A 14,282-nucleotide genomic window follows, 5' to 3' on the forward strand; every position below is an offset into this window, starting at 1 on the left:
GCTCCAGAGTTGAAGCCTCAGTGGCCAGAACAAACAGGGCACCCTGGATCACGGGCCAGCTTCATCTCCCGCCACTCCATCCGCCAGGCATCCAGAATCAGCAACCGCCCCACCAGCGGCCGCCCCACTCCGGAGATCACCTTGACCGCCTCCATCGCCTGACTGGCCCCGATCATCCCCACCAAAGGCCCGATCACACCGGCCTCCGAACACGACAGATCCTCATTGCCCTGCTCCGGATACAGACAGTGATAGCAGGGACTGTCCGGGTTGCGGGCATCGTAAACCGACAACTGTCCCTCACCGCGAATCGCGGCACCGGACACCAGTGGTACCCTGGCGGCAACGCAGGCCCGATTCAGGGCAAAACGGGTGGCGAAGTTATCCGTGCAGTCCAACACCAGACTCGCCTCACTCACCTGACGGACCAATGCGTCACTTTCCAGACGCCGGGCAACAACCGCCACCGACACCAGAGGATTGATCCGGCGCACGCGATCCGCCAGGCTCTCCGCCTTACCGGATCCAAGCTGCTCGTGACTGAAAGCCACCTGGCGCTGCAGGTTGGCCAACTCGATAGCGTCATCGTCCACCAACGTGAGATGACCCACACCCGCGGCACCCAGGTACAGGGCTACCGGGCAGCCCAGCCCGCCGGCACCCACCACCAGTACGCGGGCGGATTTCAGCTTTTCCTGACCGGCAACATCAAATGCCGGCATCAGAATCTGCCGGCTATAGCGCATCAGTTCCTCATCGCTGAGCATCGACCACCTCTCTGTACTGAAAATGCGAGCTTGCTGAAACCCCGACGCCCCCCGACCCGGCGCCACTCGGGCTCAGCCCCGACCCGGCCACTGCCCCAGCGTCAGCCGGTCGCACTGACCGTAGTCCTTTCGTGTCTCGACGGCAGCCAGGCCCGCTTGCAGAAACAGATCGCGTACCGCCTCACCCTGATCGTAGCCGTGCTCGATGACCAGCCAGCCGTTATCACTCAACCACTCCGGGCTGGCCGTGACAATGGTACGGATATCATCCAGACCATCATCACCGGCAATCAGTGCCGTCGCCGGCTCAAACCGCACGTCACCCTCGCCCAGATGATGATCACTGCTGGCTATGTACGGAGGATTCGACACGATCAGGTCAAAGCGCCCCGGCGGCAGGCTCTCGAACCAGTGGCTCCACACCACTGCGACGGGCAAGCCCAGTCGTCCGGCGTTGACAGTGGCAAGCTCGACTGCTGCCGCCACCGCATCGCACGCCAACACCTGCCAGCCCGGGCGCTCACTGGCCAGCGCCAGCGCGATGGCGCCGGTTCCTGTTCCCAGGTCCAGCATCCGTGCCGATGGCGGGAGCGACAACCCCAGCGCAGCCTCCACCAGGCATTCGGTGTCCGGACGGGGAATCAGGGTAGAAGCATTGACCTTCAGGGGCAGCGACCAGAACTCCTGCTCGCCCAGCAGGTGGGCCACCGGATGACCGCAGGCTCGCTGGTGAACCAGCGCCTCAAAGCGCCGGGCCTCACTCGCGGTTACCTGACGCTCCGGCCAGGCCCGAAAGCCGGTACGGGACAGCCCGGTCACGAAACACAGCAGCAACTCCGCATCCAGTCGCGGGGATTCACCGGCAATAGCCACGGTTGCCCTGCGGAGCAATGCGTCACAGGTGAGCGATGGCTCACTCATCAGACAAGGATGCCAGCAGCTCGGCCTGATGCTCCTGTTGCAGGGGTACCACGACCGCGTCCAGATCACCGGAAACCACCTCATCCAGCTTGTACAGCGTGAGGTTGATACGATGGTCGGTTACCCGCCCCTGGGGAAAATTGTAGGTGCGGATGCGTTCGGACCGGTCGCCACTGCCCACCAGACTCTTGCGGGTTTCCGCCATGGATTTCTGCTGGCGTTCGGTTTCAGCGTTCTGCAGGCGAGACGCCAGCAGGCTCAGGGCCTTGGCGCGATTCTTGTGCTGGGAACGCTCCTCCTGGCATTCCACCACGATGCCCGTGGGCAGATGCGTAATGCGGATGGCGGAATCGGTCTTGTTGACATGCTGACCACCGGCGCCGGAGGAACGGAAGGTGTCGACTCTCAGATCGGCCTTGTTGATATCAATCGCCTCGGCCTCATCCGCTTCCGGCATGACCGCCACGGTGCAGGCCGAGGTGTGGATACGACCCTGGGACTCGGTTTCGGGCACCCGCTGCACCCGGTGCGCACCCGACTCGAACTTCAGTGTGCCGTACACCCCCGCGCCGGCCACCCGAGCGATCACTTCCTTAAAGCCACCGTGCTCACCGGCGCTCTCGCTGAGCACCTCCACCTGCCAGCGGTGGCGCTCGGCGTAGCGTAGGTACATCTTGAACAGATCACCGGCAAAAATCGCAGCTTCGTCACCGCCGGTGCCGGCCCGGATCTCCAGAAACACGTTCTTGCCGTCGTTGGGGTCTTTCGGCAGCATCAGGCGTTGCAGCTCTTCGTCCAGCTCATCGGTTTTCCGCTCCGCCAGCGCCAGCTCTTCCTCGGCCATTTCACGCATGTCAACGTCGCCGTCACGGGCGAGTTCACGGGCTTCCTCGATGTCCGCCAGTGACGACTTCCAGGCCAGGAAGCACTGCACGATCGGTTCGATCTCGGCAAATTCCTTGGACAGCTCGCGGAACTTGTCCTGGTTGGAGATAACACCGGCATCGCTCAATAACGCGCTGACTTCCTCGAAGCGGTCTGACAGATGCTCAAGGCGGTTCTGGATCGATGGTTTCATAGTTTTTCCGGGGTGGTGGCGTCGGCGTCCTGGGCATCCAGCTGATGCAACTCTCTCAGCCACTCGGTCACTTCGCTGCGACCTTCGGTTGTTGCCTTGCGAACCTGAATCGACGGTTCGTGGAGGAATTTGTTGGTGAGACCGCGGGCAAGCCCGCGCAACGCGGTCTCCGGATCGGTGCCGTTGCGCAGCGCTCGCAGCGCTTTCTCGGTTTCCAGGTCACGCAGGGATTCCGCGCGCTGACGGAACTGTTTGAGCGTGGAGACCGAATCCAGAGCCCGCAACTGGCTCAGAAAATCCTGAACGCCGTCAGTCACCAGGTTCTCGGCCTCTCTCGCGGCACCCTCGCGGGAGCGGATGTTTTCTTCGATCACCTGGCGCAGGTCATCCACGGTGTAGAGATACACATCCGCCAGAGACGCCACTTCCGGCTCGATATCCCGTGGCACGGCAATATCCACCATGAAATAGGGCCGGTGTTTACGCTTCTTCAGCGCCCGCTCGACCGCGCCCTTGCCGAGAATGGGCAGCGGGCTCGCCGTGGAGGAAATGATGATATCCACATCCTTCAGGTGATCGGGGATTTCCGACAGCAGAATACCCTTGCCCCCCCGGGACTCGGCAAGAGCCTGGGCCCGCTCCAGCGTGCGGTTGGCAACCAGAAAATCTTTCACGCCGGCGTCCGCCAGATGACGGGCAACCAGCTCGATGGTCTTGCCGGCGCCAATCAGCAATGCCTTGTTGCGGGACATGTCGGCGAATATATGATGCGCCATGCTCACCGCGGCATAGGCCACCGACACCGGATTTTCACCGATGGCGGTCTGGGTACGAACCCGCTTGGCCACCGAGAACGTGTGCTCAAACAGACGAGAGAGGAAACCCCCGCTGGCACCGTGCTCACGGGAAAGCGAGTAGGCATCTTTCAACTGCCCCAGGATCTGAGGCTCACCGAGCACCATGGAATCCAACCCGGCCGCCACCCGCATCATGTGGCGAACAGCATCACCATCACGGTGCAGATAGAGCGCCTGCTCAAGCTCGGAGACCTCCATGTCGTGGAAGCCGGCCAGCCAGCGCAGAATCACCGGCGCGCACTCGTCATCACCGGCGATGTAGAGCTCGGTGCGGTTGCAGGTGGACAGGATTGCCGCTTCGCTGGCCCCGCACATGGCACGGAGTTCCGAGAATGCTTCCGCCATTCGCTCCGGGGTGAACGCTACGCGCTCACGCAATTCCACCGGAGCGGTGCGATGATTGATTCCCAGCGTTACCAGAGCCATGTCAGGTATGAGTAGCCTTTTGCCAGTGTGTGAACATTTACCGCATTTTACCGAGCCGGCGTCACCGTCGCCACCCAAAACCCCCGCCAGTTCGGGAAGTGCTGACAGGTTGGGCAATATCAGGTGCTTGTGCCATCATAGGGCCTTGGCACTGCATGGTCGCCGGTACAGGAGGCTGACCGTCTCAGATGCGTTGTTTACAGGATACGGGATGTTGCATGCATAGATCTGCACGGATTTATCTTTCCTGCCTTTTCGGGCTGTCTCTCACCGGTTGCGCAGCCCTGAGCGGGGCGCCGGACGAACCCGCGGTCAGCGAGAAAGACACCCCGACGGACGCCGCCTCAATCGAGCCCGAAATCCGCTACGCCGATTTTGAGCCAGAGGTGCTTTATCTGCTTTTGTCCGGCGAAATCGCGGCCCAGCGCGGACGCTACGACGTCACCCTGGTGAACTACCTTAATGCCGCCAAGCAATCCCGTGACAAGGCGGTGATCGAGCGCGCCATGCGAATCGCTCAGTCGCTGAACGGTGACAACGCTCAGCGCCAACTCGCCAACCTGTGGCTGGACGTGGAGCCGGACAACCTGCAAGCGCAGCGGGTTGCCGCCATTCAGGCCATCAAGCAAAACGATCTGCAAACGGCCATCGGGCACATGGAGCGGATCATGGACCTGGGCGGAGACGCAGATTTTGACAGCCTCGCTGCCATGGCCACCAACCTGCCCCCGGAGCAGCAGCAGGAGCTGCTGGCACTCTATGAGCAGATGGCAGAGCGCCACCCGGAAACCCCGGAACTGGAATACAGCACTGCGCTTCTGCTGAAAGTCACCAACCAGCCAAAACGGGCGCTGGCAAGGATTGAGACCCTGCTGGAGCGCGAACCCAACTTCCAGCCTGCAATCATTCTGAAGGGCGACCTGCTGTACCAGGTGGGCGACCAGCGTGATGCCCTGGACCACCTGCTGGTCAACACCCGGCGCTTCCCGGAAAACCGCCAGATGGGCACGCTGTACGGCCGCATGCTGATCGGCGAGGGTGAGTTGCAGGCGGCGCAGGACGAATTCAACCGATTGATGAAACGCTTCCCCAACGCACCCGGTCTGCGCCTGTCCCATGCGCTGGTCGCGCTGGAGAACGGCCAGACCGAGCTGGCACGCACGGACCTGACCCGATTGATTGAGCAGGGCCACCACACCAGTGAAGCCAACTATTACCTGGGGCGGATCGCCGACGAGGACAACCAGCCGCAGCAGGCCATCGGCTACTACCGCAGCGTGGAAGAAGGCAACTACTACTTTCCGGCACTGGCCCGGGCCAGTGCGTTGCTGGCCGAGCAGGGCGAGCTGGACTCGGCGCTGGAGGACATCCGCACACTGCGCCAGTCCAACCCCGGACAAGCCGAGAATTTCTGGCTGCTGGAGGTCAACCTCCTGCTGGACCAGGAACAGCAGGCCGCGGCCCTCGACAGTGCCACCGATGCGCTGAACTCTTATCCGGACAACGTCAGAATCCGCTACGCCCGCGCCATGCTGTTCGACAGCCTGGACTCACCGGACAAAGCCGAGGAAGATCTGCGCCGGATCATCGAGGATGAACCCGACAACGCGGTTGCCCTCAACGCCCTCGGCTACATCCTTACCACCCGCACCGACCGTGTCGACGAGGCCCGTACGTTCATTGAGCGCGCCCTGACCCTGGATCCGGAAAACCCCGCCATACTCGACAGCATGGGCTGGGTGCTGTTTCTGCAGGGGCAACAACGGGAAGCGCTGGCGTACCTGTCCGAGGCCTGGGCAGCCTATCCGGATCCGGAAGTGTCCGCCCACTATGGCGAAGTCCTCTGGACCACCGGTGCCGAGGACCAGGCCCGGATCATCTGGAAGGAAGGCATCGATGTGGACCCGGATCATCCGGTACTGATTGAAACCATTCAGCGCCTGACCGGAGAGCAACAACCGTGAGCCTGCTCAGACCACGACTGCTTCTGCTGGTGGCCAGCGCACTGATGCTGGGTGCCTGTACCACCATTCAGCTGGAACCCCTGCCCGAGGGCCTGACCGACCAGCCCCCCGCTGACTGGAGCGAGCGCAGCGAACGGCTCAAACGCTTCAACGCCTGGCAACTGAGCGGCAAACTGGCGGTGAAACAGCCGTCAGACAGCGGCACGGCCATTATTAACCACTGGATCCAGAAGCAGGATGCCTACGATCTGGAACTGTCCTCGTCTTTTCTCGGTATGGGCCGAACCAGCCTGCAAGGGGTTCCGGGCTTCATCTCCCTGACCCTGCCGGATGGCGAAACCTACCGCTCCGGCGACCCGGAAGCGCTGATCCAGGCGGCGACCGGCTGGCAATTGCCGATCGACAGCCTGGTGTGGTGGATTCGCGGCCTGCCCGGTCCCGATGGCGACTTCCGCCTGCTGTTTGACGACAGCAGTCAGCTCGCCATGATTCGCCAGCAAGGCTGGGAAATCCGTTACGATCGCTGGCAAGCCTTCATCACCGGCTACCCCGAACTGCCCGCCCGCATTACTGCGGCCAAGGACGACAAGCGCGTCAGAATGGTGGTGACGCGCTGGCAAGAGACCACGGAACAAAACCGGTGAAACCGTTTACCCTGCCCTCTCCGGCAAAGCTCAACCTCTGCCTGCACATCGTTGGGCAGCGCCCCGACGGTTACCATGAGCTGCAGACTCTGTTCCAGTTCCTTGATTACGGTGACCACATCACCTTTGAACCGGCTGCAGGCGGTGCCCCGGGGATACGGCTGAAAACGCCCATACCCGGCGTTGCCGACGACGCCAATCTGATCCTGCGAGCCGCTCGTCTGCTGGCCGGAAACCGCGAACCCGAGCTGCCCGGCATTACCCTATCGGTCCGCAAGCGCCTGCCCATGGGCGGCGGCCTCGGCGGCGGCAGCTCCAATGCCGCCACGGTGCTGCTGGGACTGAACCACTACTGGCAACTGGGACGCAGCCTCGACCAACTGGCCGACCTCGGCCTGCAGCTGGGCGCAGACGTGCCGGTGTTCGTGCGGGGCCACGCCGCCTGGGGAGAAGGCGTGGGTGAACAGCTGACTCCGGCCAAGCCACCGGAAGACTGGTTTCTGGTTCTTAAACCCGCCTGCGATATAAACACCGGTAAGATTTTTTCCGAGCAAGGGTTGACAAGGAACACCCCTAGAATCAAAATAGCGCCCGCTTTTGAGGGAGACGCCTCGAGGTACCGAAATGACTGTGAGGATGTGGTTTGCGAACTGTATCCGGAGGTTAACCAGAGCCTGAAATGGCTTTCACAATTCGGACCTGCAAGATTAACCGGAACCGGGGCTTGCATATTCGGACGTTTCCCGACAGAATCCGCAGCCCGGATTATCTGGGAAAGCAAACCCTCCGGCATCACGGGGTTCGTCGCTCAAGGGGTGAATATTTCACCACTTCACACAAAGCTGACAGAGCTGGAATGATGCCAAAAAAGCACGATACTGGGGTGTCGCCAAGTGGTAAGGCAACGGGTTTTGATCCCGTCATGCGCAGGTTCGAATCCTGCCACCCCAGCCACCTTTCTCCTGCTTCTTCTGAATCAAACGCTGATACCGCGAAGGATGCCGTCGTGTCCAAACTGATGATTTTCGCTGGCAATGCCAATCCTGACCTTGCCAAAGCTATTGCCCAGAAACTCCACATTCCCATGGGTCAGGCCACCGTAGGCCGGTTCAGCGACGGTGAAACCACTGTCGAGATCGATGAGAATGTCCGTGGCCATGATGTTTTCATCATCCAGCCCACCTGCTACCCCACCAACGATAACCTGATGGAATTGATCGTGATGGCCGACGCACTTCGCCGTGCATCCGCGACACGCATCACCGCCGTAATTCCCTATTACGGATACGCTCGTCAGGACCGTCGCGTTCGCTCAACGCGGGTAGCCATCAGTGCCAAGGTCGTGGCCGATATGATTTCCAGCATCGGCGTGGACCGCGTGCTGACACTCGACCTGCACGCTGACCAGATACAAGGCTTCTTCGACATCCCGGTAGACAACATCTACGCCACCCCGGTGTTGCTTGAAGACATCGAGAAGCAGCGCTTCGAGAACTTCGTTGTGGTCTCCCCTGACGTTGGCGGCGTGGTTCGTGCGCGGGCTATCGCCAAGCGCCTGGACGACGCCGACCTTGCCATCATCGACAAGCGCCGCCCGCGGGCCAACGTGTCCCAGGTCATGCACATCATCGGCGATGTAAAAGATAAGACCTGCATCCTGGTGGATGACATTATCGATACCGCCGGCACCCTGTGCAAAGCCGCCAATGCGCTCAAAGAGCACGGCGCTGCAAGGGTTGTGGCCTATATTACCCACCCGGTGCTTTCCGGTCCGGCGATCGAGAACATCAATTCCTCCGAACTGGACGAGCTGGTGGTCTGCGACACTATTCCACTGGGTGACAAAGCGAAGAATTGTGATAGAATCCGCGTCCTCAGTATGGCGGGTCTGCTCGCGGAATCCATTCGCCGCGTCAGCAACGAAGAATCCATCAGCGCCATGTTTGAGAACGTCTGAGCAGGATCTTTCTGTTTACTCAGACAAAACAAGCAGATACAGAATCGGGAGCCTGAACAGGCTCCCGATTCTTTTAGTCAGCCGAAGAAAATATTCCGAGGCTATTCAAAAATATCACCTGTCCAAACGCCTGGTCGCGGGCAGTTCAGGTGACGATCGAGGTACATATCATGTCCCAGGAATTTGTTATTGAAGCATTTCCTCGTGGCGATCAGGGGAGAGGTGCGAGCCGCCGCCTGCGTCGTGAGGAACGGAAAATCCCGGCCATCGTCTATGGCGGTGATAAAGAAGCTGTGTCCATCTCCATCTGGCACAACGAGCTGAAAAAGGCTCTGGAGAACGAAGCGTTCTTCTCCCACGTTCTGACCATTGAACTGGACGGCAAGAAAGAAAGCGTGATCCTGAAGGATCTGCAGCGTCACCCCTATAAGCCGCTGCTGACCCACGCCGACTTCCTGCGCGTTGACAAGGATCATGAGATCCACGTTAACGTACCGCTGCACTTCCTTAACGAAGACAGCGCACCGGCCATCAAGCTTCAGGGCGGCGTTGCCAACCACCAGATCAACGAAGTAGAAGTGATCTGTCTGCCGCAGAACCTGCCTGAGTTCATCGAAGTGGACATGACCACTGTCGAGATGGATCAGGTTGTTCACCTGAGCGACCTGAAACTGCCGAAAGGCGTCAAGGTTGCGGCTCTGCTGCAGGGTGAAGATCACGACCTGCCAGTTGTGGCGATCCACAAGCCGCGCGGCGCCAAGGCTGATGATGCCGAAGACGCTGCAGAAGGCGAAGAAGGCGAAGACAAGGAGTAATCGCTCCGGGTCTGAGGAGGGCAACGGCGAATGGCTCAGGATATTGTCATGGTGGTCGGCCTGGGGAATCCCGGAGCCGACTATGAGAATACCCGCCATAACGCCGGCGCCCTGTTCGTCGAAGCTCTGGCCCGCACTGCGGGCCAGACGCTCCGCCCCGAACGCAAGTATCACGGGCTCTATGCCCGCATTCAGTGGCAGGGTCTCGACCTGCACTTGCTGAACCCCTCCACGTTCATGAATCGCTCCGGCCTCGCCATCAAGGCACTGGCGGATTTCTTCAAGATTCAGCCCGAACAGATTCTAATTGCCCACGACGAACTCGATATCCCCCCCGGTACCGCCAAACTGAAAAAGGGCGGAGGGCACGGCGGGCACAACGGCCTGCGAGACACCATTGCCCACCTGGGCAGCAACGATTTCCAGAGACTGCGCATTGGCATTGGCCACCCCGGCGACAGCCGCAAGGTCACCGGCTATGTGCTGGGCCGCCTCGGCAAACAGGAAAGCGAAGAGCTCACCGCGGTGATTGACGAGATCCTGCGTGTTCTCCCGGATGCCGCCAGCGGCAAACTGGCCGCCGCGATGAACCGGCTGCACAGCTTCAAGCCGACCCCCTGACATATCCCCCTACTCGCTTACGCCCATCGACACCGGTATAATCCGGCCAAATTTTCCAGTACCAGCAGAGGCACTCCATGGGATTTAACTGCGGCATCGTCGGCCTTCCCAACGTCGGCAAATCCACCCTGTTCAACGCACTGACCAAATCCGGCATCGGCGCGGAAAATTTCCCGTTCTGCACCATTGAGCCCAATGCCGGTGTGGTGGCCATGCCCGACCCGCGCCTTGCCAAGCTGACCGAGATTGTAAAGCCTCAGCGAGTGGTGCCCACCACCATGGAGTTTGTCGACATTGCCGGCCTGGTTGCCGGCGCCTCCAAGGGCGAAGGCCTGGGCAACCAGTTTCTGGCCAACATCCGACAGACCGATGCCATTGCCCACGTGGTGCGCTGTTTTGAAGACGGCAACGTGATCCACGTCGCCAACAAGGTGGATCCCGCCTCCGATATCGAGGTGATCAACACCGAGCTCGCCCTCGCTGACCTGGACACCGTAGAGAAAGCCATCAAGCGGGTACAGCGCGTGGCCAAGAGTGGTGACAAGGACGCCAAGGCCCAGCTCGAGATGTTCGAAAAGCTGCTGCCGGTGCTGAACGAGGGTAAACCCGTCCGCAGCATGAACCTCGACAAGGACCAGATGGCCCTGGTGCGCGAGCTGTGTCTGTTGACCGTAAAGCCCACCATGTACATTGCCAACGTCAATGAAGAAGGCTTCGAGAACAACCCGCATCTGGATACCGTGAGAAAGATCGCCGAATCCGAGAACGCCGTGGTGGTACCCATCTGCAACAAGATGGAAGCCGAAATCTCCGAACTGGAAGACGAAGAGAAAGCCATGTTCCTGGATGAAATGGGCATGGAAGAGCCCGGGCTGGATCGGGTGATTCGTGCCGGGTATGGCCTTCTGGGCCTGCAGACCTACTTCACGGCAGGGGTAAAGGAAGTGCGCGCCTGGACCGTCCGGATTGGCGCTACGGCACCCCAGGGCGCCGGTGTGATCCACACTGATTTCGAGCGTGGTTTCATCCGCGCGGAAGTGGTCAGCTACGATGACTTCGTGCAGTACAACGGCGAGGCCGGTGCCAAGGATGCCGGCAAGTGGCGCCTGGAAGGCAAGGAATACATCATCAAGGATGGCGACGTCATCCACTTCCGCTTCAACGTGTAACTTTTCAGGAAAAAACGGCCCCCAAGCCTTGACAGGAAGGGCCCAAATACTGAAAATACGCGCCTCGTTCAGGGCGATGCCCAAAGCGAAATGGCAAGGTAGCTCAGTTGGTTAGAGCACAGCACTCATAATGCTGGGGTCGGCGGTTCGACTCCGCCCCTTGCTACCAGTATTGCTAAAAGCCCGACTCGCAAGAGCCGGGCTTTTTTTGTCGATTCAGTCCCAGAGATTCCACCAGGCCTTGGCGTTTTCCTGTTTTTTAGCCTGCCCCTGCTCACTGCCTTTTGACGCCGCATCCACCTTGCGGTTTTCGTTATCCCGGTTGGCGGCCTGAGCCTGCTCCCGCTCGCTCTCACCCCGTTCTCGGATTCATGGAGACTCTCTCTTCAATGAGTTAACACCGGTATCATCCCCGGCAGGTTCAACCGCACGCAATGATAAGGATGAATGAAATATCCGGGGTACTCATTTCACGCCAGAAGCCGTGCCGTGGTTCCAATCGGTATGGCATACTCCGCTAACGAAACCGACAAACCCCATACAACAGCAAGGATCGTTGCTATGAGACCCGAAACTCTGGCTCTGCACGCAGGCTTCAAAAGCGACCCCACCACCCGGGCCGCCACCACGCCCATCTACCAGACCACGTCCTACACCTTCGATGACACCCAGCACGGTGCCGACCTGTTTGACCTCAAGGTGCAGGGTAATATCTACACCCGCATCATGAACCCCACCAACGCGGTGCTCGAAGAGCGGATGGCCGAGCTGGAAGGCGGCGTGGGCGCCCTGGCCGTGGCTTCCGGCATGGCCGCCATTACCTACGCCCTGCAAACCATCTGCAGGGTGGGCAACAACATTGTCAGCACCAGTCAGCTTTATGGTGGCACCTATAATCTGTTTGCCCACTCGTTGCCGAACCAGGGCATCGAATGCCGCATGGTGCCCCACGACGATTTCGACGCCGTCGAGAACGCCATCGACGACAACACCCGGGCACTGTTCTGTGAATCCATCGGCAATCCGGCGGGCAACGTGGTGGATATTCAGCGCTGGGCCGACATTGCCCACAAGCACGGCATCCCCCTGATGGTGGACAACACCGTCGCCACGCCGTTCCTGTGCCGCCCGTTCGAGCACGGCGCTGACATCGTCATTCACTCCCTCACCAAGTACATCGGTGGCCATGGCACCACCGTGGCCGGCGTGGTGGTGGATTCCGGCAATTTCGACTGGAAAGCCAGCGCCGCCAAATTCCCGATGCTGAATGAACCCGACCCGTCCTACCACGGCGTGGTCTACACCGAGGCCCTCGGCCCGGCCGCCTTCATCGGACGCTGCCGTGTGGTGCCGCTGCGCAATACCGGCGCCGCGCTGGCCCCGTTCAATGCCTTCCTGATCATGCAGGGCCTGGAAACCCTTGCCCTGCGCATGGAGCGCCATTGCGAGAACGCCGAGAAAGTCGCCCACTTCCTGCAGAACCACCCGTCCGTGGAATGGGTCAACTATGCCGCGCTGGCCAACAGCCCCTACAAAGCTACCTGTGACAAGATCTGCGGCGGCAAGGCCTCCGGTATTCTGAGTTTCGGCATCAAAGGCGGCCGTGATGCCGGTGCCCGCTTCATTGATGCCCTGAACCTGATTCTGCGGCTGGTCAACATTGGCGATGCCAAATCCCTGGCCTGTCACCCGGCTACCACCACCCATCGCCAGCTCAACCCGGACGAGCTGAAAAGTGCCGGAGTCAGCGAAGATCTGGTGCGGCTGTCGATTGGCATCGAGCACGTCGATGACATCCTTGCCGACATCACTCAGGCCCTCAACGCCGCCACGCCCTGACTCTACTTTGACGGAGATCAACGGGTACGACGAAAGTCGTGCCCGTTATCCCTCTTTACCCCTCTATAACCCCGTGATTGCCCTTACTCGTCTTGTAACTACCCCGCCGCCGTTTTACTCTTTAAAGCTCCCCAACGTCTTTACGAGAGTCCGGTTGTAATGAGCGACACCGCAAAGCCCCGCGTCACCAGTGGTTCCAAATTCCGCAACGAGCATGGTTTTTCAGCCATCAAGGATGGCGTCAAGCGCACATCCAGCCCGGAAGCCACGCCGTTACAGCGCAAGCCAAAATGGCTGAGGGCCCGCATGCCCGGTGGTGAGCGCTACGAAGCGGTACGCAGGAACGTCAGTGAGCATCGCCTGAGCACCGTCTGCCAGGAATCCCACTGCCCCAACATCGGGGAATGCTGGACCAACGGCACCGCCACCATCATGGTCATGGGTTCCGTATGCACCCGCGCCTGCAAGTTCTGTGCGGTCGACACTGGCAACCCCAGGGGCTGGCTGGATCCGGAAGAGCCGGAGAACACCGCCAAATCCGTGAAACTGATGGGGCTGCGCTACATCGTTCTGACATCGGTAGACCGGGACGATCTTGACGATGGCGGCGCGGCTCACTACGCCGCCTGTGTGGCAGCCATCAAACAGCGCACGCCCGAGGTGGCCGTGGAGGCGCTGACCCCGGATTTCGACGCGGTGATGACCGATGTGGAGAAAGTAGTGGATTCCGGCCTTGATGTGTTTGCCCAGAATGTCGAAACCGTGGAACGCTTGACCAGCCGCGTGCGTGACCCGCGGGCGGGCTATCGGAAAACACTGGATGTGCTGGCCCACGCCAAGACGCATCGCCCGGATGTCATCACCAAGACCAGCCTGATGCTGGGGCTGGGCGAGACCGAGGCAGAAGTTCTGGCGACCATGGACGACCTGCGCGCCATCGGTGTGGATATCCTTACCCTCGGTCAGTACCTGCGCCCCACGCCCAACCATCTTCCGGTTGAGCGCTACGTGACCCCGGAAGAATTCAATCGTTACCGTGATATCGGCCTTGAAAAGGGCTTTATGGAAGTGCCCTCCGGCCCCATGGTGCGCTCCAGCTACCGGGCCGATCGCGTATTCGACAAGAACAACCTCGGGCTTGCTGTCCCGGAAGTGCCTGTGGCTGGCGCCCAGCAAATTCCGGTCAAGGCCTTGGATTAAGACCACCGTCCGGACCGGGAATTC

At 60.4% G+C, this 14,282-nt stretch carries 13 protein-coding genes and 2 tRNA genes; 11 read left to right on the forward strand and 4 right to left on the reverse strand.

Annotated features, from left to right (window positions below; translation table 11 throughout):
- Nucleotides 1–17: 17 nt before the first annotated feature.
- From R0125_RS14685 to hemA, 4 genes are all read right to left on the reverse strand, one after another.
- Nucleotides 18–767, reverse strand: coding sequence for a molybdopterin-synthase adenylyltransferase MoeB (locus R0125_RS14685; protein WP_317238665.1), 750 nt, complete (start codon nucleotides 765–767; stop codon nucleotides 18–20).
- A 72-nt stretch (nucleotides 768–839) separates the two neighbouring features.
- Nucleotides 840–1,688 (reverse strand): peptide chain release factor N(5)-glutamine methyltransferase, encoded by an 849-nt coding sequence (gene prmC, locus R0125_RS14690; protein ID WP_317238666.1) that lies wholly within the window; start codon nucleotides 1,686–1,688, stop codon nucleotides 840–842.
- A complete protein-coding gene (gene prfA, locus R0125_RS14695) occupies nucleotides 1,681–2,766 on the reverse strand; it encodes a peptide chain release factor 1 (protein WP_317238667.1) in 1,086 nt (361 codons plus the stop codon). The genes prmC and prfA overlap by 8 nt, the downstream gene beginning before the upstream one ends.
- The gene (gene hemA, locus R0125_RS14700; RefSeq protein ID WP_248184233.1) at nucleotides 2,763–4,049 is read right to left on the reverse strand and encodes a glutamyl-tRNA reductase; all 1,287 of its coding nucleotides are present in this window, start codon (nucleotides 4,047–4,049) and stop codon (nucleotides 2,763–2,765) included. Before hemA ends, prfA begins: the two co-directional genes overlap by 4 nt.
- A gap of 218 nt (nucleotides 4,050–4,267) precedes the next feature.
- Here hemA and R0125_RS14705 point away from each other — a divergent pair, with 218 nt between their 5' ends.
- The 11 genes from R0125_RS14705 to lipA all read left to right on the forward strand — a co-directional run bounded on the left by R0125_RS14705 (nucleotide 4,268) and on the right by lipA (nucleotide 14,258).
- Nucleotides 4,268–6,013: a tetratricopeptide repeat protein gene (locus R0125_RS14705; RefSeq protein WP_317238668.1), complete on the forward strand. Its 1,746-nt coding sequence runs from the start codon at nucleotides 4,268–4,270 to the stop codon at nucleotides 6,011–6,013.
- A 2-nt stretch (nucleotides 6,014–6,015) separates the two neighbouring features.
- Nucleotides 6,016–6,657 (forward strand): lipoprotein insertase outer membrane protein LolB, encoded by a 642-nt coding sequence (gene lolB / locus R0125_RS14710; RefSeq protein ID WP_317238727.1) that lies wholly within the window; start codon nucleotides 6,016–6,018, stop codon nucleotides 6,655–6,657.
- Nucleotides 6,654–7,517: a 4-(cytidine 5'-diphospho)-2-C-methyl-D-erythritol kinase gene (gene ispE / locus R0125_RS14715; protein ID WP_248184229.1), complete on the forward strand. Its 864-nt coding sequence runs from the start codon at nucleotides 6,654–6,656 to the stop codon at nucleotides 7,515–7,517. Before lolB ends, ispE begins: the two co-directional genes overlap by 4 nt.
- A gap of 19 nt (nucleotides 7,518–7,536) precedes the next feature.
- Nucleotides 7,537–7,611 (forward strand) — tRNA-Gln (locus tag R0125_RS14720).
- Nucleotides 7,612–7,663: 52 nt separating this feature from the next.
- On the forward strand, nucleotides 7,664–8,614 hold the full coding sequence (locus R0125_RS14725; protein ID WP_248184227.1) for a ribose-phosphate diphosphokinase: 951 nt from the start codon (nucleotides 7,664–7,666) through the stop codon (nucleotides 8,612–8,614).
- Between the two features lie 170 nt (nucleotides 8,615–8,784).
- Nucleotides 8,785–9,429: a 50S ribosomal protein L25/general stress protein Ctc gene (locus tag R0125_RS14730; protein ID WP_248184226.1), complete on the forward strand. Its 645-nt coding sequence runs from the start codon at nucleotides 8,785–8,787 to the stop codon at nucleotides 9,427–9,429.
- A 30-nt stretch (nucleotides 9,430–9,459) separates the two neighbouring features.
- Nucleotides 9,460–10,050, forward strand: a complete 591-nt coding sequence (pth, locus tag R0125_RS14735) for an aminoacyl-tRNA hydrolase (RefSeq protein ID WP_248184224.1) — start codon at nucleotides 9,460–9,462, stop codon at nucleotides 10,048–10,050.
- A gap of 77 nt (nucleotides 10,051–10,127) precedes the next feature.
- Nucleotides 10,128–11,219 (forward strand): redox-regulated ATPase YchF, encoded by a 1,092-nt coding sequence (ychF, locus tag R0125_RS14740; protein ID WP_317238669.1) that lies wholly within the window; start codon nucleotides 10,128–10,130, stop codon nucleotides 11,217–11,219.
- A gap of 92 nt (nucleotides 11,220–11,311) precedes the next feature.
- A tRNA-Met gene (locus R0125_RS14745) sits at nucleotides 11,312–11,388 on the forward strand.
- Between the two features lie 392 nt (nucleotides 11,389–11,780).
- Nucleotides 11,781–13,058, forward strand: coding sequence for an O-acetylhomoserine aminocarboxypropyltransferase/cysteine synthase family protein (locus tag R0125_RS14750; protein ID WP_317238670.1), 1,278 nt, complete (start codon nucleotides 11,781–11,783; stop codon nucleotides 13,056–13,058).
- Nucleotides 13,059–13,217: 159 nt separating this feature from the next.
- Nucleotides 13,218–14,258: a lipoyl synthase gene (gene lipA, locus R0125_RS14755; RefSeq protein WP_317238671.1), complete on the forward strand. Its 1,041-nt coding sequence runs from the start codon at nucleotides 13,218–13,220 to the stop codon at nucleotides 14,256–14,258.
- Nucleotides 14,259–14,282 lie beyond the last annotated feature (24 nt).

The organism is Marinobacter sp. M-5, assembly GCF_032911545.1.
In the GTDB taxonomy this organism is placed as follows: Bacteria; Pseudomonadota; Gammaproteobacteria; order Pseudomonadales; family Oleiphilaceae; genus Marinobacter; species Marinobacter goseongensis.

What these genes read in the sequence shown, in the direction of transcription:
- ychF (WP_317238669.1), top strand. Translation starts at nt 10,128, where the DNA reads ATGGGATTTAACTGCGGCATCGTCGGCCTTCCCAACGTCGGCAAATCC.
- prmC (WP_317238666.1), bottom strand. Translation starts at nt 1,688, where the DNA reads ATGAGTGAGCCATCGCTCACCTGTGACGCATTGCTCCGCAGGGCAACC.
- R0125_RS14730 (WP_248184226.1), top strand. Translation starts at nt 8,785, where the DNA reads ATGTCCCAGGAATTTGTTATTGAAGCATTTCCTCGTGGCGATCAGGGG.
- lipA (WP_317238671.1), top strand. Translation starts at nt 13,218, where the DNA reads ATGAGCGACACCGCAAAGCCCCGCGTCACCAGTGGTTCCAAATTCCGC.
- prfA (WP_317238667.1), bottom strand. Translation starts at nt 2,766, where the DNA reads ATGAAACCATCGATCCAGAACCGCCTTGAGCATCTGTCAGACCGCTTC.
- R0125_RS14750 (WP_317238670.1), top strand. Translation starts at nt 11,781, where the DNA reads ATGAGACCCGAAACTCTGGCTCTGCACGCAGGCTTCAAAAGCGACCCC.
- hemA (WP_248184233.1), bottom strand. Translation starts at nt 4,049, where the DNA reads ATGGCTCTGGTAACGCTGGGAATCAATCATCGCACCGCTCCGGTGGAA.
- pth (WP_248184224.1), top strand. Translation starts at nt 9,460, where the DNA reads ATGGCTCAGGATATTGTCATGGTGGTCGGCCTGGGGAATCCCGGAGCC.
- R0125_RS14705 (WP_317238668.1), top strand. Translation starts at nt 4,268, where the DNA reads ATGCATAGATCTGCACGGATTTATCTTTCCTGCCTTTTCGGGCTGTCT.
- R0125_RS14685 (WP_317238665.1), bottom strand. Translation starts at nt 767, where the DNA reads ATGCTCAGCGATGAGGAACTGATGCGCTATAGCCGGCAGATTCTGATG.